This is a genomic window from Burkholderia sp. GW821-FHT14F03 (assembly GCF_058803765.1).
Genome location: NZ_JBXAPG010000002.1, coordinates 212,455 through 236,165, shown reverse-complemented (window position 1 = coordinate 236,165; position 23,711 = coordinate 212,455). Strand labels below are relative to the sequence as shown.

General features: G+C 67.9%; 11 protein-coding genes. 1 reads left to right on the top strand and 10 read right to left on the bottom strand.

Annotation, left to right across the window (positions count from 1 at the left end; translation table 11 throughout):
• Positions 1–10: 10 nt before the first annotated feature.
• A complete protein-coding gene (locus AC1RQF_RS02540) occupies positions 11–1,813 on the bottom strand; it encodes a DUF2341 domain-containing protein (protein WP_492871243.1) in 1,803 nt (600 codons plus the stop codon).
• Positions 1,814–1,872: 59 nt separating this feature from the next.
• Positions 1,873–3,546, bottom strand: coding sequence for a ShlB/FhaC/HecB family hemolysin secretion/activation protein (locus tag AC1RQF_RS02535; protein WP_492871242.1), 1,674 nt, complete (start codon positions 3,544–3,546; stop codon positions 1,873–1,875).
• Between the two features lie 255 nt (positions 3,547–3,801).
• Between AC1RQF_RS02535 and gspK the strand changes: the two genes are divergently transcribed.
• Positions 3,802–4,791, top strand: a complete 990-nt coding sequence (gene gspK / locus AC1RQF_RS02530; protein ID WP_273997489.1) for a type II secretion system minor pseudopilin GspK — start codon at positions 3,802–3,804, stop codon at positions 4,789–4,791.
• A 27-nt stretch (positions 4,792–4,818) separates the two neighbouring features.
• Here gspK and AC1RQF_RS02525 read toward each other — a convergent pair whose 3' ends face one another.
• The 8 genes from AC1RQF_RS02525 to AC1RQF_RS02490 all read right to left on the bottom strand — a co-directional run bounded on the left by AC1RQF_RS02525 (position 4,819) and on the right by AC1RQF_RS02490 (position 23,438).
• Positions 4,819–5,040 (bottom strand): type II toxin-antitoxin system prevent-host-death family antitoxin, encoded by a 222-nt coding sequence (locus AC1RQF_RS02525; protein ID WP_273997488.1) that lies wholly within the window; start codon positions 5,038–5,040, stop codon positions 4,819–4,821.
• A gap of 330 nt (positions 5,041–5,370) precedes the next feature.
• Positions 5,371–5,850, bottom strand: a complete 480-nt coding sequence (locus AC1RQF_RS02520) for a prepilin-type N-terminal cleavage/methylation domain-containing protein (protein WP_492871241.1) — start codon at positions 5,848–5,850, stop codon at positions 5,371–5,373.
• Positions 5,851–5,852: 2 nt separating this feature from the next.
• Positions 5,853–7,094: a substrate-binding domain-containing protein gene (locus AC1RQF_RS02515; RefSeq protein ID WP_492871240.1), complete on the bottom strand. Its 1,242-nt coding sequence runs from the start codon at positions 7,092–7,094 to the stop codon at positions 5,853–5,855.
• A gap of 82 nt (positions 7,095–7,176) precedes the next feature.
• Positions 7,177–8,397, bottom strand: coding sequence for a substrate-binding domain-containing protein (locus AC1RQF_RS02510; protein ID WP_273997484.1), 1,221 nt, complete (start codon positions 8,395–8,397; stop codon positions 7,177–7,179).
• A 305-nt stretch (positions 8,398–8,702) separates the two neighbouring features.
• On the bottom strand, positions 8,703–9,305 hold the full coding sequence (gene cysC, locus AC1RQF_RS02505; RefSeq protein ID WP_273997483.1) for an adenylyl-sulfate kinase: 603 nt from the start codon (positions 9,303–9,305) through the stop codon (positions 8,703–8,705).
• Positions 9,277–10,401 carry a TIGR03032 family protein gene (locus tag AC1RQF_RS02500; protein WP_273997482.1) on the bottom strand — a complete coding sequence of 375 codons (1,125 nt, stop codon included), beginning with the start codon at positions 10,399–10,401 and terminating at the stop codon, positions 9,277–9,279. The genes cysC and AC1RQF_RS02500 overlap by 29 nt, the downstream gene beginning before the upstream one ends.
• Before the next feature lie 30 nt (positions 10,402–10,431).
• Positions 10,432–22,845 (bottom strand): filamentous hemagglutinin family protein, encoded by a 12,414-nt coding sequence (locus AC1RQF_RS02495; RefSeq protein WP_492871239.1) that lies wholly within the window; start codon positions 22,843–22,845, stop codon positions 10,432–10,434.
• A gap of 251 nt (positions 22,846–23,096) precedes the next feature.
• Positions 23,097–23,438, bottom strand: a complete 342-nt coding sequence (locus AC1RQF_RS02490) for a glycosyltransferase family 9 protein (protein ID WP_492871238.1) — start codon at positions 23,436–23,438, stop codon at positions 23,097–23,099.
• Positions 23,439–23,711 lie beyond the last annotated feature (273 nt).

The window sequence follows — 23,711 nt, the reverse complement described above, 5'->3', positions numbered from 1 at the left end:
CGCACGCTCCTCAGTTCGCCGCCAGCGAGTGATCGGGATTGCTGTGCGCTTCGGCGAGGCGCGTGACGAATTCGTCGACGAATACCTGCATGTTCGCGGTCACGTTCTTGTTGCGGACCAGCAGGTAGTTGTAGCCGAACAGCGCCGGGATCGCGACGAACAGGCCGGCGACGGTCGCGAGCAGCGCCGCCGCGATGCCGGGCGCGATCGCGTTGACGTTGACGTCGCCCGCCGCGGCGATCGCCGCGAACGTGATCATCACGCCGACCACCGTGCCCAGGAGCCCGAGGAACGGGCCGCCCGAGATCGCGATCGTCAGCAGCACCATCGATTTCGACAGGCGCTGGTTCTCGCGCACGAGGGTCGCGTCCATCGAGGCGCGGATCGCCTCGATCGATTCCGCCGTGATCAGCGTGCGGCCGTTGGCGTCGACGCGGCTGTGGATTTCCGCGACCCCGGCGCGATACAGCCGATACAGCGGGGACTGCGCGAGCCGCCGCCCCTCGGTACTTTTCTCGTCGGTGTGCGCGAGCCCGACCAGATGGCGGCCGGCCACCGCGCGGAAACGCTCGACGAAGAAGTGGTTGGCCTTGTCGACCTGGCCGACGTAGTGCGCCTTGGTCCACATCACGACCCACGAGATGAAGGCCATCACGAGCAGCACGGCGATCACGACCCAGGCGTCGACCGTCACCGAATGCACGATCACGCCGAAGTAGCCGAAACCGAAGCCCGACTGCTTCTCGTCCGCGCCGTACGCGACGAGCTTCGACTCCGCGCCCTCGGACAGCGCCTCGACCGCGACCGACGCCGCCGGGCGCGCGACCTTCGACAGGCGCAGTTCGTCGATCTGGCCGCTGTAGGCGGCATAGCCGCCGTTCGCGTTCGGCGCGTCGCCGCCCACCAGGGCCGGCGCGTCGAGCGCGGGCAGCGCGGCCGGCACCTGCGCCGCGACCTTGCCGCCGACGTAGAGCGTGACGGCCTTGCCGTCCGCCGTCACGGTAACGAGGCTCCACTGGCCGGCCGCGACCGGGGCCGTGGCCTGCGCGCGCTGCGGACCGGCGCCGCCGTCGACCTCGACGAACGGCACGCCGTTGTCGAGCCCGATCAGCAGCGCGTTCGCGCCGGCGCGGCGGCTGTAGACCAGCGTGCGCGGCGCCAGCGCGGCGGGCTTCAGCCAGGCGCTGAAGCTCCAGGCCCCGCCCGCCGCGACCGCGAGGGACGGCGATGCGGGCAGCGCGAGCGGCGCGGCGCCGCCGTCGAACTGCGCGGCATGGCCGACGATGCCGTCTTCCGAGATCCGGGCCGGGGCGTTCTGCGCGTGGTTGCCGTAGGCCGTCTGGTCCTTCGGCGGCGCGCCCGTCGCCCCGCCGAAGTGGTAGACGAGCGTGTAGTCCGGGTCGAACGTGTCGGCAGGCTTGCCGCCGTCGGGCGCCTTCTTGTTGCCGTAGTACATCCAGATGTTCTGCGCCGCGCCGGCCGGCAGCTGCGGCACGTCGACCCAGATCAGCGCGACGCCGAGCACCGCGTCGTACTGCTCGACGTGATAGTGCAGCGGCGTCTTGTCGTCGGCCGCGACGAAGCGGATATCCGCGCCGTTGTCCTGCAGCCCGTCGAACTGGAAATTGCCCGAATGCAGGCGGATCAGCAGCGGCACGCGGCCGGCCGACTCGGTCAGGTTCGCCCCCTTGGGCGTGGTGTCGATCGTGATCGCCTTGCGATACGACCAGTCGTCCTGCCACCACGCCTGCGCGGCGCCGGGCAGATAGCCCAGCAGCACCGCGATCATCATCAACCACGCTCGCTTCAACATCCGATCCCCCGATTCAGCCAATGCCGCGTCGCGCGCGACGCGGCGCCGATTAAGAACACTCAGAAACTCATCCGCACATAGAAATCGAAGCGCGGGCTGTAGGCCTTCGTGTAGACCCCCGCCCGCAACGGCCAGCCCGCCTCGAAATCCGCGCTCGCATATTTGAAAAGGCGCAGCCGCGCGCCCACGCCGACGCTGAGCAGGTTGAACGTCGAGGTCTGCTGCGGCAGCGGGCTCGCGAGCCACAGATGCGCGGCGTCGACGAACGCGTGGAAGCGCCAGTCGTTCATGAAGCCGCCGACGTAGGGCGCGAGCGACGGCGTGCGCAATTCGATCGAGCCGAGCACACCGCTGTCGGCCGTGGCCTCCGCGGACTGGTAGCCGCGCACGCTGTTGATGCCGCCCGCCGCGAACTGCTCGCTCGACACGAGCGGCCCGTTGGCGAACTGCGCGCTCGCGCGCGCGTTCGCCTGCATGCCGTTGCCGAAGTCCTGCGTGTGATTGACGTCGAACTTGCCGTAGATGAAGTTCGGCGTGGCGTTGTAGCGCTTCGCGTCGAAGGCGTCCCAGTTGCTGCCGATGCCGCGTACCCCGGCCGTCATCGCGACCGAGAAGCTGGTCTGCGACGACTTGCGCACGAGCTGGCCGTTGTACGAGAACGTCACGGGCACGTAGGTCAGCGGCGCCTGCGAGACCTGATCGCCGATCCGCACGTTCTCGTCGTAGCGCTTGCGGTCGATCTCGATGCTGACGGTATGCGCATAGGTTTCGCTGGTCGGCAGCGCATAGATCGCGGTCAGGCCGTAGGTGGTGCCCTTGCCGAGCACCGTGGTGCCGCCGACCGCCGCGCTGCCCGCGCCGTACGAGGTGACGTCGCTGTCCGAGTGGATCACCGTCGCGAGGAAGCTCCAGTGCGAATCCCGCAGCGGCGCGAGGTACGAGAACGAGTACACGCGCGCGTTGTTCGGATGCTGCGGCGCGATCACGTAGGTGCCAGACACCACGTGGCCCAGCTGCCACAGATTCGCGTAGCTGAGCGTCGCGCTGGTGCGCAGCGTCGATGTGTTCGGGCTCGCGGCGTTGTTCAGTTCGAGTGCGCCGTGCCACGGGCTGTGATCGTCGACCTTCAGGTTCACGTCGACCGTCTGCGGCAGCGCGCCCGGCTTCAGCACCGGAATCACCTGGCGGTCCGCCGTCCGGTTCAGGTCGGTCAACTGCTGCTGCGCCTGCGTGAAGTCGGGCACGCCGCCCTCGGCGAGCGCGGGCACCGCGTCGCGGATCAGCTGCGGCGACGCGTAGTGCGCGCCCTCGACGCGCAGGCGGCCGATCCGCGCCTCGGTGACCTGCAGCACGATCACGCCTTCCTTCACCTGCTGCGTCGGCACCTCGACGACGACCGACTGATAGCCCTTGTCCTGGTAGATCTTCTGCAAGGCGTCGCGCGCGGCGTAAACGTCGGTCAGCGAGCGGCCCGGCCCTTCGAACGGATAGACGGCGCGCTCGATGTCCACGCTCGGCAGCACACTGTTGCCGCGCACGACGAACTCGTTGATGTCGAACGCGGCCGGCGCGCCCTGCGCGGGAGCCGCGCCGTGCGTGGACGCCGCGCCCGCATTCGCGCCGCCGTCCGTCTGCCCGTATGCCGCCGTCGCCGCCATGATCCCCCCCGCCACCGCGGCCCGCAGCCATCCGAGCCGCCGGCCGTCCGCTTCCCCGTCAAACCTGGGCGTCATCCCGCCACTCCTTCGTGATCCGTCGACGAGCCCGCTGATCTGCCGGCGACGCTATTGGATTTTTCAAGTCGTGGACGATACAAAGCGGAGAAGTCGCGACAATTACCTTTTGTACGTATAACGAAACGAGCGTTTCGGCGCGCGAGACGATCGAGCCGATGTACGTACTTTCCGTCACGCGCGCGGGCCGCGCGCGTCGCTATCATTCATGCCCAGTTGCGCGCGGCGCGCGCGTTTTCCATCGATGGAGCGGCCATGCGCGGTGCGATGCGCGCCGGGACGGTTCGCGCGCGCGAGCGCGGGATCGCGATCGTCACGGTGTTGTTGGTGGTGGCATTGGCCGCGACGCTCGCGGCGAGCGTCGTGTGGCGCGAGCGGCTCGCCGTGCGCGACGTCGAGAACCAGCGGCTTGCTTCCGAGGCGCTGTGGGTGCAGCGCGCCGTGGTCAGCGCGGCGCGCGCGCAGGTGCGTGCGCAGGCGGCCAAAGCCACGATCATCTACGACGGGCAGGTGTGGTCGATTCCCGTGGAGGCGCGGCCGCTCGCGAGCTTCCTGCCGCGCGACGCGCTCGCGCTGAACAGCCGCCTGGCCGATGCGACGCTGACGAGCCGCGTCGAGGACGCGCAGGCGCGCTTCAACCTGCTGAACCTGGTGACGCGCGGCGGGCCCTCCGCGCCGTTCCAGGCGAGCCCGAACGGCGTGCTCGCGTATCGCCGCCTGCTGAGCGCGCTCGGCATCGATCCCGCGCTCGCGCAGCCGACCGCCGACTACCTGCTGCGCGCGATGAAGATCGGCGGCGCGGCCGAGGATCGGCCCATGCAGTGGACCTCGCTGCGCGATCTCGCCTACGTGCCCGGCTATGACGCAGCCACGATCCGCACGCTCGCGCCTTATGTCACCTTGCTGCCGGATCTCGCCTACGTGAATGCGAACACCGCGTCGCAGCCGGTGTTGATGGCGGCCCTGCCCACGCTCTCGGAACTCCAGGCGCATCGCCTGGTCGAGCGGCGCGCGACCGCGTACTACGTGAGCACCGCGGAAGTGTCGCTGATCCTGTGGCCGATGCGCGCGGGCGGTTCGCTACCGGATGGCGCGATGCTGACCGTCAACAGCGGCTACTTCATCGTGCACAGCCGGATCCGCGCGAGCGGCGTGGACCTGCGCTTCGAGACGCTGATCGGACGGTATGGCCTCGGCGACAATGCGTGGACCACCGTGCTGCGCGTGCGGCGCGTGATGGAGTGAGGATGGCGCGCGGTCGGGCGCGGGATGTCAGGGTTCGTCGCAGCGTTCGAGCCGTTCGCTCAGGTCGGCGCTGCGCAACATGTCGACGATCGATTTCCAGTAATCGATCGGCACGAGACACGCGATCGGCTGGCCATAGCGCGTCACCAGCACCGGATGCTGAACCGCATCGCGCAAAGCCTTCGACGGATTTCGGCTGAAATCGCGCGTCGCCATGGAAGTGGTCTGCTGCCAGAGAAATCGCTGCACGGAAGGCCCCTGTCGGGAGGACCGGCGCGCGCGTTCCGTTTCATTATGTGACCGGCAAGCCGGCCGCGCGTCAGACCCCGAGATAATTGTCGATTGCCTGTTCAATCAGGCGATTGATTCTATCGACGGCCTTGCAGTTGCACAACCCATTAATACTTTAAAAAATAAAAATCCCGGCGCGCGAATGGTTAACCATGCGCTTCGTGACAAATGTTGCGTAACACCTTGAATCCGAATTGTCTTTTTCCAATAAAAATATACACAAACCGAATCTTTGCGGCCATGTTCCGGCGGCGGTGTTTTGTGCGCGGGATTCCGGCGCGCTTACTTTTACTGGCGGGCGATGCCGTAGCTGCCGTCGCCGTTGCCGACCACCCGGATCGACGCATCGCCCGAGCGCAGCGTGACGGTCATCGGCGCGTCGAGGCTCTCCGCGCCGAACACCATGCGCTGCGCGACGTCGCCGCCGGTGTAGCGCAGCGTCACCGAGGTCACCGGCGCACGCCAGCGGTAGGCGTCGAATTCGCCGCCCGAAAGCGTTTTCCAGCTGCCGTCGGGCTGGCGTTCGAGAAAGCGGTAGCCGCCCGGCGACGGCTGCCACGCGAGCGGCGCGGAACGGAACTGCGCCTCGTCGACCGCCGTTTCAAACAGCATCGCGAGGCGCGCGCCCTCGTCGCCGAGATCGTTGCGGCGGTTGCGGGTGGGCGCGAGGGTGATCACCGCGACGAGCAGGCCCACGATCAGCAGCACCACCAGCATTTCGAGGAGGGTGAAACCGCGTTGGGAGGCGGGCCCGCGCGTCGAAGACATGCTCACCGTCCTCGCGTCCCGCAGGCCTGTACATTGCCGATGTTCAAGTTCAAGCCATGGCGATTCGACAGGATGTCCGACGTGATGATGTCCACGTAGCCGCTGGGAGGCAGGTCGAATCCATAGCTCCTCACGATCTCCAGGAAATTCGGATCGCCATAGTGGCGGCCCAGCCAGGTGAATATCGTGCGTTGAATGGGCTTGTGGTTCACGTAGCACTGACTCACCACGATATAGTTCGCCCCCGAGATCGGATAGCCCTGTGCCGGGTTCGGCGTGTTCAGCCGCCACGCATAAGGATTGGCCTTGTCGGCGGGCAATTCCGGCGCCCGCGCACCCTCGAACGCAGCCGCTGCATTCTGATAGGTTGGCGCGACATCCAAGCCGGAGTTTCTGTTTCGCACGTTTGCTACCGTCAGTTGATTGCTCGCAGTGATCGCCGAACCCGGGGCAAGCGTCGTGTTTGTGTAGTGAGGGCTCAAATAGGCAAACGCCGCCTTGTGCGCTCCACGCAATTCGACAAGCCGACGCGCAACCGCACTATCGCTCGTTTCAGCGATAAAAGTCGGCGGAACGCCAGTCGAAGGCGGGAAATTGCCGTCAAAGCGGAGGATCGGGTCGAAACGAACCCGCGAGTTGAGCGGATTGCACACCGTGGACAGATGGTTCGTGAATAACAGGGTGGCCCCGCTGGTTTCGCTGTTATACACGACCGTAACAGGCTCTTGCCTCGCGGTATAGGGTTGCGCGGTCGCGGGATTGATCACCTGATCCCAGGTGGTGATTCTTCCGGAGAAAATACCGCACAGATCATCGTCATTCAGCGATACGGTGGCCGGGACATCGCCCGGTTGCCCCACGTAGGAAACCGTGACGGGCAGAACGATATACGGCAATTGGATCAAGCGGCCGTCCGTTGACGATCGCGCATACTCACCCACCTCATTGGTTTGCACCGACGAGAGCGGGTAGCCCGAATACGCGAATTGCACATTGCCTGTCAGGCCCATGCCGAATTGAAACAGGTCATTTTGCAAGAAGCCGAACACGCCCCGGCCTTCGCCCGCCGGATAATAGGTGATGCCGCCGCCTGTCGCAGCAGACTCGGCAGCCAGTTCCCCCCAGATCAGCGCCGGGCCGCCGCCTGTCACCTGCAGCGTCTGCTGCGCGAACCCGATCGATGCGGCGAACCACATCGCAAGCCCCCCCACGAGCATGGATGAGCGAGAAGCGAGGAATTTCATCGAGTGCTCCGGTAGAACCCGGATAGGATAAAAACACGCCGGCTCGCGCCGGCGTGTGCGACTACCTCACATCAAACCCGCATTAACGACCGAGCGAGCCGCAAGCCGTCGTGTTGCCGATGTTCAGGTTCAGGCCGTTGCCATTCGACAGGATGTCCGATGCGATCAGCGACGAGAAGCTCGCCGGCACGGTGTCGAAGCCATTGCCGTTCACGATCGAAGCGAAGCTCGCGTTCGTGTAGTGATTGGTCAGGAAGCTGACGAGCTTCGACTGGATCACGCGCTTGTTCGTGTAGCACTGGCTCACGACGATGTTGCTCGTGCCCGAGATCGGGTAGCCGGCGGTGGGGTTCGGAACGAGCGGCACCCACGCGAACGGGTTGCCTTCGTTGGCTTGCGTCGGCGCTTGCGCGGTGGCCAGCGCGGCCGTGGCGTTCTGGTAGGTCGGTGCAACGTCCTGGCCTTGGGCGTTACGCAGGTTCGCGACCGTCAGCTGGTTCGAAGCAGCCGGTGCCGAGCTCGGCGCGAGCGTCGTGTTCGTGTAGTCCGGGCTCAGGTAACCGATCGCAGCCGTACCCGCGGTACGCAGCGAAACGAGGTTCGAAGCGACGCCGCCGCTGCCCGTCGCCGCGACGAAGTTCGACGGCACGCCGCCGCTGAAGTTGCTCGCGAAGGTCTGGGTCGGGTTGAACGTCACGTTCGAGTTGGCGCTCGAGCAAACCGCGCTCAGATGGCGGGTCAGCAGATCGGACGTGCCGCTGCCGTCGGCGCGATACACCACCGTGATCGGCGCGTTGGTCGACGTGTAGGGCGCATTCGTCACCGGGTTGACGACCTGGTTCCAGTTCGTGATCTTGCCCGAGAAGATGCCGCACAGATCGCCGTCGTTCAGCGAAATGGAGGCCGTGATGTCGCTCGGCTGGTTCACGTACGGAATCGTGATCGGCGTCACGATGTACGGCAGCTGGATCAGACGGCCGTCGGTCGACGAGCGCGCATACGAGCCGTTGACATCAGTCTGCGAGGTGGTCAGCGCCGAATCGCTGTTCGCGAAGTGGACCGGGCCCGTGAGGCCCGTGCCGAACTGGCTCGCATCGTTGGCCAGGAAGCCGGCGATGCCCTTGCCGCTGCCGACCGACGCGTAGGAGATGCCGCCACCCACAGCCGTGATTTCCGAGCCGACCGTCGGCGCGACCAGCGACGAACCACCACCCACCACCGTCTGAGCCATCGCGGCCGAAGCACCGAACACCGCGACCGCCATCACCACCGCCTGGCCAAGCTTGCTATTGCTGAATTTCATCGCAATTCCTTGTGGAAAGTCCAATTGGGAAAGTACGGATTACAGACAGCCCTCTTTGTGGACTGCGTGGTCAATATAGTGGTTAATTCGAAATTACTGGATTAAATGTACGTGAATAAAAGGAGGCCGTTTAACAACTTAATGTGCGTAACTTTTTATTTTGAAAATCATTGAAACGCTTGATTTTCATGACACGGACGAAGGCCTCGCGAGCGCTGGATTCAGGCTCGGCCGCATGCGCGCTCGCACGGCATCCCGAATCCGCTATTTCGATGACGATACCGCTCGATGCGATCTATTCGACGTCAACATCCGAGTACGCATCGTTCGATATAGCGCAACACCATGCGAATCGCGTCTTCCTCGCTTTGCCGCTCGGTTTCCACCACCAATTCGACGGCCTCCGGCACTTCGTAGGGTGACGAGACCCCGGTGAATTCCGCGATCTCGCCCATGCGCGCACGTCGATACAGCCCCTTCGGATCGCGCGCCTCGCACACGGCAAGGCTCGCCTTCACGTACACCTCGTGAAACGCCTGCGGAATGAGCCTACGCGCCTCGTCGCGCCCGGCGCGCAGCGGCGAGATCAGCGCGACCAGCGTGATCGATCCGGCCTCCGCCATCATCGCCGCCACCTCGCCGACCCGCCGCACGTTCTCGCGACGGTCGGCCAGGCTGAATCCCAGATCGCGGTTCAAGCCGCTCCGCAAGCGATCGCCGTCGAGCACGTAGGCGTTGCGGCCGGTCTGCCGCAGCGCGCGCTGCGCGCCGTAGGCGAGCGTCGACTTGCCCGCGCCCGACAATCCGGTCAGCCACACCACCGCGCCCGGCTGCCGCGCGACCACCCGCGCCGGCAACGCATGGACGACCTGCAGCGCGTCATGCCGCATGCGCTTCTCCATTTTCATCGTCCGCATCGTCGAGATCCCACATCCCGCCCTGCATCGTCACGACGCTCGTGGTGCGCATCCACTCCATCGGCGACAGGATTTCCGCCCGCCGCACACCCGGAATCACCTGCACGTCGAACACTTCGGAAATGCCGTTGTGGAACTGGAGGGTGCCCAGCACCTCGCCGTTGCGCACATCGAGCGCCGCCACGCCCGCGACCAGTTCGCCGTCCTGCTCGATCGGCAGCCCCTGCGGGCCGCGGCGCATGCGCAGTTTCGACAGTCCGACGAACAGCACGCCGCGATATTCCGCCAACCCGTGCGTGAATCCCGGCAGTTTCGCCACCACGGTCTTCGCGCCGGTCGCGGGATCGATCGTCAGCACCTGTCCGCGTCCGCCTTCGAGCACGAACAGCCGGCCGTCGATCACGCGCGGCGAATGCGGCATCGACATCCCACTCGCGACGATCCGGCCGGACGGCACTTCCATCACGATGCCGCCGCTCGCCATGCCGGCGCGCCACGCGCCCGGTTCGTCGGTCGCGCCGAGCGCGGTCGCATAGTGCACCTTGCCGTCGTGGAACGCCATGCCGTTCAGATGGCAGCGATCGCCCGGACCGAAGCTGCTGATGAACGGCGGCTGCCAGATCGGCGTGAAGTTGAAGTGGCCGTCGATCGCGCACAGGCACGAGTACGCGGTATTCACGGCCACCATCGTCTGCTGGTTGAACGCCATGTCGTGCAGGTCGCAGTAGCCCGTGAAATGCATGGTGCGCGGCGCGTAGATCGCGTCGTAGTAGTCCGGACGCGGCGGATAGCTGCCGGCGATCCCGCGCACGTTCGCGAACACCATCAGCTCCTTTTGCGTCGCGATCGCGAGCCGGTCCGGCGCGACCGCGAGGCCCATCGAGCGCGGCAGCAGGCAGGCGGACAAGGTCGGCGCGCCCTGCTCGACGCCGAGCAGCGCGACGCCGGTCGGACGCCGGCTCAGCGCGAGCGTGCACTGCAGCGCCTCGAGCAGCGCAACGAAGCGGCCCGTTTCCTGCACATTCAACAACGGTGCGTGATCGTCGGCATCGATCGATGCCGCCTCGCGTTCCTGGATCAGTTCCACGTCGGGTGTTCTCCCTGTGTTGCATTGCATTTACAGCTTGCGATGACGCTTCGGATCGTCCGAGTCGCCGCCGAAACTCTCGACCGAGGCCGAGATGACCCAACGGCGCTGCGCGCCGCCCGATGCGTTGCCGTTCACCGCGTCCTGCGCCATCTTGCCGGCCGCCGACGCCGCCGCGCTCGCCGCGGTCAGCGCGCCGGTGTTCACCGACTGCATGACCGGAATCCCGGTCGCCGTGCCCTGCACCTGGATGTTGTCCGCGTTCACCACGCGCAGCGCGGCGACATTCAGGTTGCCGGCGCGGATCCCCGCGTCGCCCGCGTCGACCGTGCCGTGCGACGCGATCAGGTTCACGGTGCCGAGCGGCCCGCCCGTCACCGTCTGCAGCGACGCGATCCCCGCGCCGGTGACGACGCCGCGCGCATCGAGCAGGCAGTATTGGTTGCGGTCGCAGGTATAGAGCGGCGGCGGGATATCGGCGACCGACTTCGAGCCCTTGCCGCCGTTGATGTCGCCGTTCGCGCTCCAGAGCGTCATGTCGCCGCCCTGCTCGGTGAAGATCCGGCTCTGCGCGAGCAGCATGCTCTGGTCCGTGTAGACGTTCACCGCGCCCTTCTCGAGCGCGATGATCCCCATCTTGCCGGCGTTCGCGCCGCCCGGCGGCGCGCTGCTGCTGCCGATCAGCGCCTGCCCGCCCGGCCCGACGATCGTGATGTCGCCGCCCTGCTGGGTCTGGATCGTGGTGTTGCGGATGTCGAGGTTGCCGGTGGTGACCGGCGTGGTCGGGCCGCCCGTGTTCGACGTATAGCCGAGCGACGCGGGGAACAGCGTGCCGATCGCCTGGTAGCCGCGCGCGTACTGCTGGTAATACGGGCTCGCCGCGTTGTTGTAGTCCGCCCCGACCGACGCCAGCACGCTGAACAGCACCTGCCGCGCGAAGATCTGCTGGACGGCGGGCGGCAATGCGCGGAACTGGGTCCAGGCTTGGTCGGACGTCAGCGTGATGGCAGGCTGGTCCGCCACGAGACCCGTGTCGAACGCCTGCCCGGCGACATAGCGCTCCATGAACGTGACGAGCGCGGGCGTCGTGTCCGGTACGCCGGCCGGACGCGCGTTCGCCGGGTCGACGTAGCGCGTGATGAAGCTCGCGTAGTCCGCGCCCGGGCCGACGCCAAAACCGATCTGGACCTGCGCGCTTTCATGCGGCAGATACGGATTCTTCGTATTGCCGACCGTATTGATGCCCAGCAGTGTGCCCGGCGCGGTCAGTTGGCCGATGAACGGCCCCAGGTTCCCGCCGGCCTGGATATCGAGCGTGCCGGGGCCGCCGAGTACGATCGACGGCACGGCGTCGCTTGTCGTGAGGCTCAGGATCGAGGTGGGCGCAAGGTCGAAGATATCGCCTCCCGCGACGATCCGGGTCACGTCGCTTTGTCGCAGGTTCTGCCCGCTCAACGCGAGATTGACGATATCGCCGCCTGCATAGATTTGTGCAGCCTTGCCCACGATCAGCGCCAGCAGATTCTGATAGATGCCGTTTGCACCCGGCATCCCCGTCACGATACTGCCCTGGTTGCTGTAGATCCGTACTGGCGTCGTGTCACCTTGATGCAAGGGAATGCCGGCGTGCTGCTTGTTCGACACGATACTGAAGTAATTGACGGCCGGTGGAACGCCCACGAAACTCGCCAGCGGAAGCATCGGCGACGGCAACCACGACGCATCGCCGTCGGACATGCCGAACGAGATCCAACCACCCCACCGGGCGGGATCGGCAAACGTCAAGGTACCGTTTGCAAGAAGATTCAATTGCCCATTCGCGGACGGATAAGTCTGTCCCGGCGCACCGATCGCCATGCTTCCCGACAAGGCCGTGAAACCCAACGATGCGGGCAACACTTCAGCCGCCATTCCCTCCACGCCGGCCCCCGCTGCCCCCACGACGGTCGGGCTCGACAGGTTCGGCGCCCCGTTCCCGCCCTGCGCGCCGCCATAGGTCAGGTTGCCGGCCGACGTGAGCACCTTCACGGCCGACGTCGGCGAATAGGATTGGGAATCCACCTTGAGCGAAACCGACTGAAGGCCCGGAATATGGTAAGCGCCAAGCGCCAGCCCCGAGGAAAGATAGGACGGGTTGAATATGCCGCCGATGTCGGCCCCCGTCCGCGCGCTGACGTCCAGCACGCCGTTCTGCGTCGCGAGGATCGTCGCCATCGGTCCGGCATCCCGCGTGCCCACGAACAGATGCTGCGTGCTCGCGCCGAGCCTGCCGCCCGCCGTGATCGTGCCCGAACCGTTCGCGACGAAATAATCGCCGCCCCGGATGTCGCCGCCCGCGCGCACGTCGAGATTGCCGCCGCCGATCACGTTGAGCGCGCCGGACGCCTTGTACCAGGTGGTCGGCAGCGAGACCGCGAGATTCGTCACGTTGCCGCCGGCCGACACCGAGACGTTGCCGCCCGCGCTCAACACGCCCTGATCGAACGCGCCGTAGTTGATGGAGGTCTGCGTGATGTTGCCTTGCGCATCATAGGTATTGCCGAGCTGCATCCACGGCCACCAGAACTGGCTCATGCCGGCGCCCGCTGTACCGGTCACCGAGCCGTCCACGTCGACCGTGCCGACGACCCCCGTCACGTCGCGCTGCGCGCGGATCGTGACGTCCCCCGCGCCCTGCGGGTTGACAGCCGGCGTCAGCATGAAATTCGGCTGGCCGCTCGGCGTCCGGTCGTTGCCGCCCGAGGCGATCAGCGACGTCGTCCCCACCGGCGCGCCGGGCGCGGCCGCGCCGGCCGTATAGATCGCGCCCGGCGCGACCGTATCGAGCAGCGAGATGTCACGCGCCGCCGCGAGATCGATCGAACCGGTATTGGTGCGGATCAGCGTCGGCGCGACGATCGCGCGGCTGTTCGGATCGTTGTAGGTGAAATGGCCATCGGTCGTCATCCGATGCGACTGGTGACCGTCGACCAGGATGTCGCCGCTCGCGCCCGTCGGTTGCAGCGCGAGCGGATTCGCGCTGGTCGGATCCGCGCCGGCCACCAGCCGGAACGACGCGCCGCCACCGCCATTGAGCGCGGCGCTCAGCAAGGGCAGCGGGTTGTCCGGCCGCGCGACGGGCGCCGGCGTGTTGTCGACCGGCGCGGGCGTACCCGTCGTGATCTGCGTGGTGATCGTGCCGGGCTGGATCAGCGCCGTCAGCACCGCGGGCGGAGCCGTCAGCGGCGCGATGTTGTACGGGTGCCGGCTGTTGGCCAGGCCATCGGATCCAATCTGGCTGGTCCACGTCGCCAGATCCTGCACGTAACGCCGATATGCCGCCTCGTAGACCAGCCACGCGTTCGGATTCGCCTGCATGTCGGCGGCGGTCGGCGCGCGCGTCGTCAGTACCGGCTGCCCCTTCACCGGCGCGACGTTCACGTAGTTGGGAGTGATCAGCAAGGACCTCGTCGGCCCGCCGACCACCGAAAACAGATCACTGACGTAGGTCTGGTAGAGGCCGTAGTATTGAGCAACCTGATCGGCCGGCGCATTGACCGCGAACTGATTGCGCGCCGCGGGCGCACTCATCCACTGCTGCAACTTGAAAGTCGGGCTGTCGTAGCCGCCGTACTTCGGATAGCAGTAGCCCGCCGTCGCAGGATTACAGCCAGGCACGTAATGCGGATTCAGCGCGAACGACTGATACGCCTGCGTGAAGCTCGCCGGCTTCGGCGGCGTGATCGTCGTGACGATCGACACGGTCTTGAGGCCCGGCTGCGTCGGGTTCGCGATCTGGAAGAAGCCGTCGGTCAGGCTCGCGTTGACCTTCACGTCGTCCACCGCGCTCAGCGTGACGACGGGCCCCTGCCCGCGGTAGCGATAGGCGAGGTTGGCCGCCGACGCGCCCGCGCCGAGGTTCCAGTTGGTCTGCACCAGGATGTCGCCGCCGTTCACGGCCGCGCTCGGATTGAGCAGCTCGACGCCCGGACGCGCGTGGAAATTGTCGATCCCGGCGAAGCGGTTCTCGAACGTGAAGCCCGGCTTCTGCACGAAGCCCATCACCGTGCCCGGCACGGCCTTGGTCGCATCGCCGTTCAGGTAGCCGTAGAAGCTCTGGTGATCGGCGTTCGCCGCCGAGGGCGTGAAGAAGCCGCTCTGCAACGCCTGCTTCACCTGCGCGTCGGTCATGCTCGCGGGCGTGCCGTCCGCCTTTTGCGGCGTGTACACCGTGGTCTTGCCGGTCGCATCGGTGAAGGTGCCCGCGACCAGCCTGCCGAAACGATCGTACCAGCCGGCCGGATCGACCACGCCGTCGAAGTGCTTCGGTCCCGAGCCCGGGTCGGTCGTGCTCCACACCGCATACGCTTCGAGCCCGGTGTCGCGCGAGCCCGCGATGCGCGCGCCGGACGCGGCCGTCACGTTGACGTCGCCATTCGCGAGCAGCGGCGCGCGGAAGCCTACCGTACCGCCCGACAAGCCGCCCGCCGTCCCGCCCGACACATCGATCAGCGCGCTCGGGCCGAGCGTGATCGCGCCGGAATTCGCCGCCGACACGTTCTCGTAGCCATAGGCCGGGTTCAGCTGCACGACGCCGCCCACCGTGTCGGGCTGCCCGGTCGTACCGATCTGCACCGTACCGCCGCGCTGCTTCGGATCGCTGCCGGCCGCGCGCAGCGTGCCTTCGATATCCACGCCGCTCTTGCCGTACAGCACGATATTGCCGCCCGCCGCGCCCGATGCGTCGATCGTGCCCAGCACCCGCACATTGCCCTGGCCCGGGTTCTGTCCGCCCGCGCCGCCGTCGGCCGTCAATCCGACCACGCGGGCGGCCAGCGTGTTGCCTTGCGACAGCACCAGATTGCCGCCGCGGCTGCGCACGTTGATCGTGTCCGTCACGCCGCTCGTGGCGAGCAGGCGTGCGAGGCCGTCGAGATCGGCCGCCGCGCCCGTGTCGAGCGTGAACGCGCCGCCGCGATAGCCCTTCGCCGCGCCGCCCTTGAGCGTGCCGGCGAGCGTCGCCGCCTGCTTCGGCGCGCTGACCGCCAGGCTGCCCGCCGCCCCGCCGCCCTGCGCGCCCGAGAAGTCGAGCGTCGCGCCGCTCGCGACGCGAATCGCGCCCTGGTCCGCACTCAATGCGATCGCGCCGGCCGGGCCGTATGCATTCACGTCGTAGAACGGCACCGTCACGCCGGCCACGCCGACCAGCGAGCCCGCGCCGATCGTGAGGTCGCCCGCCGTCGCGCGCAGGCTCAGGTTGCCGGACGGCGCGAGCAGTTGCGCGCCGTTGTCGCTGAGCGTGCCGCCCGTGAACGACAATTGTCCGCCGAGCACGGTGCGCGTGAGCGCCGTTCCGGTCTGTGCATTCAGATTGAGCGCGCCCGTCGTCACGATGCGTTGCGACGAACCGCTGTCCGCCAGATACACCGGCGCATTCATCGTCACCGGCAGCGCGCCGAAATCGAAGCTGCCGCTCTGCTGCCCGACGATGCCCGACGATGCGTTGAACACGGCCGAGCCGAAGCCGGCCAGCCGCTTGTCGCCGGCACCGAAATCGAGTTCCTGCGCGTTCACGGTCAACGTGCCGCTGCCGGCCGCGCCGGCCGCCGCCGCGCCGCCGAGTTCGTTCGACAGCACGACGCGCTGGCCGTTGAGCGTCACGCCCCCGCCGTTGCCGACGAAAGTGGCCGCACTCAGGTCGACGCTCTTGCCGAACGTGACGTTCAGGCTGTCCGCGAAATGCATCGCGCCGCGGCTGCGCAGCGTCAGTTGATCGGTATTGCCGAACTGCGCAAGCGTGTCCGGCCCGATCACGAAGCCCGGCAATTGCGTCGCGCCGGCCCCGCGTTCGTTGGTGAAGGTGATGATCGAGCCGTTCACCGCGATCGCCTTCGCGGCCAGTTGCGCGCTCGGATCGACGCGCAGGTCGCCCGACGAATCGAGCGTCAGCGACGCACCGCCGTTCAGTGTCGTATTCGCGCCGACCTTCAGCAGGCCGGGCGTCGCGCCCGTCACGTTGCTGCGCGTCACCAGCGCCGGTCCGCCGTTCGATACGCGCAGCAGCGCGCCGTCGCCCGCGACCGCCGTCGTGCCCGCCGTGCTGTCCGCGACGCGGCCGATCGTGATCGGCTGCGCGGCCGCGGCCGGATAGCTGCCGGCTGCCTTCACGACGCTGCCCGACTGGATCTCCAGCCCGCGCGCCGCATTCGGATCGACGCCGCTGCCGTCGGTCTTGGTGACGAGCAGGATTTCCGGGCCGGTCAGCGCCGAATTCGCGTCGTTCGACACCACCACGCTGTTTGCGATCGTGTCGATCGTGATGCCGCTGCGGGTCTGCGTGCGGGTGCCGCCGATCAGCAGGCTGCCCGCGCCGAGCGCATCGAGCTGCCCGGCGTCGATCTGCAGGTAGCCGTTGAGCGCAGGCGCATTGGCCGCGGTGATCTGGATGTCGCGCGAGGCGATGTCGACGCTCGCGCTCGCGCCGCCCGGCGCGGCATCGGGCTTGAGCGACGCGCCGAGCCGCAGCGCCTGGGTCGCGGCGAGCACCAGCTGGCCCGCGTCGCGCGGGAGAGCCGGCTGCGTGCTGCCGCTCTTGGTCGCCTGTTGCGCGAAGAAGGTGTTCGCGCTCGTCGCGTTGTACTGCGAGTACTGCTGCCACGCCGGACCGGACTGCACGATGAACTGCGTCGGCGTCGCGCTGCGGCTGCCGCTCAACGCGTTGACCTGATAGCCGGCGACGAGTGCGCTGCCGTCCGGCAATACGCCCGCCATGCCGACGGCCGGCGTGGCGCCTTGCGCAACCACGCGGAACGCGCCCGGCAGCGTCGCGTATTTCGCCGGCAACAGCGTGTAGACCCCCGCCGCGAGTCCGGGCACGCCTTGCAGGTACACCGCCTGTCCGACCATCGCGCCGGCGCCGGCCTGGCCCACGCCGATGCGCGCGCTCGCGCCGGTCGACGACGCGGCCGACGGCTGCGTGATCTGCGCGAACACCGGATCATAGGCCGCGACGGGCGCCGCATAGCCGGGCAGGATCGCGTACACGTCGGCCGCGCCGGGATTGACCGGCACGACCGCGCCCGCCGCGTTCGTCGCGTAGCTGACGTTGTAGCGCGCGAGCAGGTCGCGGCTGCCGCCCGTGCCCGGCACCCATTCGATCGCGCGCAGGTCCCCGCCGCCCGTCAGGTCGATGGTCGCGCCCGATTGCAGGTCGACCTGGGCGCCGCTCACGCGGATCAGCTTCGCGGGCGGTGCGGTCACGTCGGCCACGTTGGGCACGCCGAGCGGATTGTATTGCCACTGCGTGCCGTCGACCGTCACGCCGTACGGCAGCACGCGGCCGCCGTTCGACACCGACGTGATGCTGCCCGGCGCGAGCGTGACGGATTGCGTGGCCGTCAGTGGCGCGCCGCCGAACAGCGCCTGGGTGCTTTTGTCGGTCGGATCGTCGACCCCGAGCACCACGCTGCCGGACGGCGCGCGCACGACCCCGGCCTGCACGATGCGGGTCGCATCGACGAGCAGGCTGCCGCCCGCCGACAACGGCACGTCGCCCGCGCCGTTCGAGCGGAACGTCACGGTGGTCGGCGCGGGCTTGCCGGTGCTCGCGTCGGTCGGGCCGACCGCGTCGATCACGAAGGTGCTGCCGCTCGCGGGATACACGTTCGCCGCGCTCAAGGTCAGGTCGCCCGCCGAATACAGCAGGCCCGAGCGCAAGCCGGTGCCGTTCGCCGCGAGCGACGACAGCCGGATGTCGCCGCTGCTCGTCAGGTTCGCCCGCGCGAAGCGGTTCAGTTGCAGCTGGTTCTGGACGTCGATGAAGCGTGCGTTGACGTTGAGCGTGCCGTCGCCCAGCGCGGCGACCGGCTGCAATGCATTCGGCGTCACGCCCGACCCGCTCAAGGCGACATAAGGCGCGTTCAGCGTCACGGTCGGCGCGCCGACCGCGCGCGTGCCGGCCGTGAGCGCGGGCAGCCCGGTCGCGCCCGACGGCAATGCAACGAGTTGCGGCGTATTGAGGATCAGTGCGTTGGCGAGCGTCAGGTCGATGTTGCCCGCGAATGCGATCGGCGTGGCCAGGTTCGGGTTGGCGGGCGCCGCATTGCCCAGCACCAGCGTCGACACCCCGGAATCGGCGATCGTATCGAGCGAAAAACGCAGCATGCCGTTTGCACCGCCGCCAAGCACCGCGCCGGGCCGCGTCGCGTCCGGCAGGATGACGCCGCTCTGCTGGACGAGCAGGGCCTGCGCACCCTTCGCTGTGATCGTCTGACCACCCGGCATCAAGACGTTGATGGGCGTCGTCGCGAACGGCAGCACCGTAACGGTTCCGCCCTGTGCGCCGGACGCGCCGCCTTGCGCAGCCAGCGTGCTGTTGAAGAACAGGCCGCTGCCCGCCCCCAACGTCAGCGTACCGGCATCGCTCCAGACCGGCTGGTTCCGATACGTGCCGTCGGCCTGCAACTGGTCGAAGCGCGCGGCGCTTCCCGATACGTCGATCCGCGAGCCCGGTTGGGCGACCACCGATCCCGTGAGGTCCGACAGAATCACCGAACCACCCGCGAGCACCTTGCCCGTCTGCGGCACGACGACCGTCGCGCCGATCTGCTGCGGCAGGCTGAACGGATTCGCGAGCGCGACACCCTGCGCGTCGAGCACGGCGTTCGACCCGAGCCACACCGAATGGCTCGGCGAGAAATACCCCGAACTGAGCGATACCTGGCCGGCAGACGTCGCCGGAGACGCTTTCGAAGAATCCGCGCTCAGTACGATCGAACCGCCCGGCGCGACGATCGAACCCAGCACCGTCACCTGCGCGGGCGAACCGAGACGCACCGCCGCGCCGGGGTCCGCGATGATCGATGCGCCTTCGGCGAGCGTCACGCCGCCCGTGACACCCGGATAAGCCGGCAAAGCCTGCGGGGTGCCAGGATTGGCGGGATCGGTGGCGGGCACCCAGTTCAACCACTCGCCGCCCGTCATGGTCACGCTCGTCGGCTGTCGATGATAGGCATCGAGCGTGCCCACCGTGGTCAAGCCACCGGTGTTCAGGTCGCTGCCGGTCGCCGCATGCTGCAATGCACTCGCGTCGGGCAGCAGATTCCGCTGCGTCACGCGCACCGTCGTCCCCGGCGCGATGCCTGCGTCATACACGGCGTTCAGCACGTACTGACCGAAGCCCTGCGTCGAGAAAAACTCAGCCGGCAATACGGTTGCCCAAGCGGGCGCCGCACCGTCGCCCACCAGAAAGCCCAGGCCGTGAAGCGTCAGCGCGCCGCCCCCCGCCAATCCCGCGCCGCGCAACGTACCGCCCAACACGATCTTTCCGCCGACCGGCTGCGCAGCCGGGAACTTCCCGTCGCCGTTGAACAGCGAGGCATAGGTCGACAGCGTGATGCTGCCGCCCTGCCCCCGCGCGATGCCGTCCGTCATCAGCAGCGTGCCGTCCGCCTGCATCACGCCGCCGCTCGACACGTCGAGCACGCTGCCCGGCTGCAGCACGACCGACCCTGACGTATCGAGCTTGGTGGCGTTGTTCAGCTTGCTGTCCACGGAAATCGAAATCGAACCGCCGTTGATGAACTGCGTGCCGGCGAGCCCCGTTGTCGCGCTCGGGCCGACCGGCGGCAGCGCGTTGTTGACCCACTGGCCTGCCGCGCTCACCGTCGCGCGTGGTCCGATCGTGATGTTTTGCGGCGTGTCGCCGTCCAGCACGCCGGTCGGATTGCGCATCGACAGCGATATCTTGCCGCCCGGTGCGATCAGATCGCCCAGCACGGCGATGGGCGCCCTGACGCTGGCGGAGAACGCGATCGAACCACCTGGTTGCACGCGCAACTGGCTGCCTTGGGGGACCAGGATCTGAGTACCGGACACCGTGTCGAGTCCGGCGCTCACGTTCGAGAAGCCCGCGTTGCGGATCATGTCGGTCGACAGCGTGGTCCAGGCCAGCACGTTGTCATACCCCGCGCCGCTCAACGCCGCGAGCGGCGTCGCCGCACCGAAACCCGGCAACAGATCGGCGAGCGGCGTCGCATGGTCGCGCACCACGATGCCGCCGTGCTGTCCGTCGAAATACGAGAAGTTACCGCTCGACGATGCACTGCCCGCAACCGCGGCCGCCCCCAGCGCAAACGTGCCGCCCACCGGCTGGCTCGACCCCTGCACCTGCCTCGCCCCCGCGAACGCCTGCGCGCTGACCGCGCCGTCGAGCGCCGCGGCCTGCGCCGCGAACACATTGAGCGTGCCCGCGTTGCCGCCGGCGATGTAGTCCGCCTGATAGGCGCCGCCCGTCAGCAGCGGGTTGTACCAGACCGTGTTCACCTGCCAGCGCGGATGCGACTCGACGAACTGCCCCGCGATGCCGACGTAGCGCGTGTAGGGATTGGCCTGTCCGATCGGCACGATCGCGCCGTTCGCATCGATCAGGCGCGTCGTGTTCAACGTGCCGCCCAGGTAGTGCACGTAGCCGCCGTTCAGGTTCAACGACGATCCTTGCGCGGTCATCACCTGATCGCCCGCGAGCGTGATGGTCCCGCCGTTCGTCAGCAGCTGGTTGACCGAGCGCGGCATCAGGCTCACCAACCCCGACAGGTTGAGGATCGGGCTGCCGACCCAGGCGAGGCCGTCGGCATTGGTGCCGGTCAGCGTGCTGTCGACCACCACGTTCTTCAGCGTGAACAGGAAACTGTTGCGCAGCAGCGGCGAATCCGCGAGTTCGTTCTGGCCGATCCGGGCCACCGTCAGCAGCGCGCTCGCCGCCGGCAGTTGCACGTCGGCGAGCCCGGACACGTCGATCGTCGCGCCGCGATCGAGGTAGATCCGGCCCGGCGCGACGGCGCTGTCGGCCGCGGTTTGCCGCACGCTCTGGCTGGTCAGCGCAATCGCGCTGACGGTCGCGCCCGGGGCCTCGATCAACGCGTCCGGCTGCATCAGGATGCCGCGCGTCAGCAGGGCAATGCTGCCCGACGAAAACGCGCCGTTCGGCCCCGAGGTCGCGGTGCCGCCGTTCGCGTCGGGCAGGACCGTCGTGACCGACCCCGGGCCGAAACTCAGCACGCCCGCGCGCAGATAGCTCGGGGTCTGCGTCGAGCTGGTTTGTTGATAGGGCGAGTCCAGGGTGCCGTCCGGTCGATACGCGCCCCACTCGTCCGCCGTCGAGATCGAGATCGCGCCCGGGTTGCTGACGCCCGTCGTCACGCCCACCACGCCGTCCTGCCTCACGCGCGAGCCGAGCAGGTTCACATAGCCCTTGTCGGCCTGCACGATGCCGGTATTGACGAGCGTGCCGGTCGGCGTGACATCCTGGCCGTTCAGCGTGAGGCTGCCGGTCAGGCGCGGCACCAGGGCGGGCGACGTGGTGGAATCGAAGCCGACGCCGATGCCCGCCGCGAGGATCGCCTGTCCGCTGCCGGTCGTGATCGCGCCCGCGTTGGTCACGTTCGGCGCTGCGATCAGCACGAAGCCGCCGTCCGTCGCCGTACCGTTCGCATGGGTGCTGATCGACGCGCCGCGCTCGATCGTCACGTCGCCCGACTTCACATACTGTCCCGCCGACGACAGCGCCACGCCATTGGCAAGACCGAGCGCGCCGGTGGTCGCATTGCTCACCGGCGTGCCCCGCAATCCGCCCAGCTGATTGAAGAACTGCTGGTTGCTGGCCGCGATGTCGGCGGCGGTCGGCTTCAGCGTGTTCGTCATGTTGAGGAAATCGAGCGACGACGCAACGAGCGAATGCACATTCACCTGCGAGCCCGCGCCGAACAGGATCCCGTCGCGGTTGATCACGAACACCGAGCCCTGCGCCTTCACGCTGCCGAGGATCTGGCTCGGCAGCCCCGACGGGTCGGCCACGCGGTTCAGCACCGCCCAGTTGTTCGCGCCGTTGGCCTGCGTGCCGCCCGACTGGTCGAAGTTCAGCGTGGTCTGCCGGCCGACGTTCATGGTCTGCCAGGTCAGCACCGCGCTCTGGCCGGTCTGCTTGACGTCGACGGTCACGCCGCCGCGCCCGTCGACCGACTGGGTCGGCAGGTTCGCGTTCTGCCACAGCGCGGAATTCGCGATCGCGCCCGGCGCGACCTGCAGGCCGCCGATCGCGAGCCCGTTCGGCACCGTCGACGGTTGCGCGGCGGCGGCCGCCGCGGCCGCCTGCTGCGCGGCCATCTGAGCGGCGATGCCCTGCGCCGCGCGCGCGAGGTTGACGATCGACGGCTGGCTCGCCTGCAAGGCCTGCTGCGGCGACACGCCGACGCTCGGCATCCCCGGCATGCCCGCGCCGCCGGCCGCGCCCGGCGCGCCCATGCGCGCGCCGACCTGCCCGAGGTTCATCATCGCCTGCGCGTGCGCATGCGTGGCCGCGCTCACGGCCACCATCACCGCGACAGCCTGGCATAGCGGCCTCACCGACAGCGGACGAGGGGAACGGCGGGAGAAAGGCCGGGCCTGGCGGGTGACACGTGCTCGCATCGCTTGAATCCTGGATCTGGATGAAATGTGAGCCGTGCCGCATGCCGCTCGGCACCGGTCATTGCCCGATCGGGCGCGAGCCGGAACCGACCGCGCCAATCCACGGGAGACTAAGGAGCCGCGATGGCATGCGTATTTATGATGTTACTGACATCGTCCGCCGCATGACACGCGTGACGGACATTCCGTCATCGCCTTGACATGTTGCGTACCTGCCGTCAGGAAGCCGAAGCGATGCGGCGGCAACGGCTTCAAGGCGATGCGCGCACGGCCGCCAGCGCCGCGGCGACCGCATCGAGCACCGCGCTCCAGTTTCCCGGCGCGGACTGCCGGAACAGTCGCGCGCTCGGGTACCACGGGCTGTCGTCACGATCGAGCAGCCAGCGCCAGTCCGGCGCGCTCGGCAACGGCACCCACGGCGGCGCGCCGAGCGCGCCCGCGAGATGCGCGACAGCGGTATCGACGCTCACGACCGGATCGAGCGAATCGATCAGCGCGGCGGTGTCGGCGAAGTCGTGCAGCTCGGCCGCCTGATCGCGCAACGGCGACGCGGCGAACACCTCGGCATCGCGCGCGGGGATGCGCGCCTGCAAGCTGATTCCATCTCTTTTATCTTTAAAATGCCAGAATATTAGCTATCTCGGTAGTTGGCCGAGGCCGGCGCGCATGCCCGGGCCATATTCGCGTACAGGCGCCGGCCGGCTACTCCATGCAGCCGTCCGAATCGCCGGGCTGCGCGGCAGCGCTCGCCATCCTCGGCCGCCCCCGGATGCACTTTCCATGCGATGCCGAGGCATTCGCATCACGCCCCAAAGCCGACCGGCGTCGGCGCGATGCCTGGCATGGGGTGGTTGGGCGTGACATGA

Coding starts and splice junctions, on each gene's coding strand:
- cysC (WP_273997483.1), bottom strand. CDS start 9,305: ATGAAAATGGAGAAGCGCATGCGGCATGACGCGCTGCAGGTCGTCCAT.
- AC1RQF_RS02535 (WP_492871242.1), bottom strand. CDS start 3,546: ATGACGCCCAGGTTTGACGGGGAAGCGGACGGCCGGCGGCTCGGATGG.
- AC1RQF_RS02515 (WP_492871240.1), bottom strand. CDS start 7,094: ATGAAATTCCTCGCTTCTCGCTCATCCATGCTCGTGGGGGGGCTTGCG.
- AC1RQF_RS02495 (WP_492871239.1), bottom strand. CDS start 22,845: ATGCGAGCACGTGTCACCCGCCAGGCCCGGCCTTTCTCCCGCCGTTCC.
- gspK (WP_273997489.1), top strand. CDS start 3,802: ATGCGCGGTGCGATGCGCGCCGGGACGGTTCGCGCGCGCGAGCGCGGG.
- AC1RQF_RS02520 (WP_492871241.1), bottom strand. CDS start 5,850: ATGTCTTCGACGCGCGGGCCCGCCTCCCAACGCGGTTTCACCCTCCTC.
- AC1RQF_RS02510 (WP_273997484.1), bottom strand. CDS start 8,397: ATGAAATTCAGCAATAGCAAGCTTGGCCAGGCGGTGGTGATGGCGGTC.
- AC1RQF_RS02540 (WP_492871243.1), bottom strand. CDS start 1,813: ATGTTGAAGCGAGCGTGGTTGATGATGATCGCGGTGCTGCTGGGCTAT.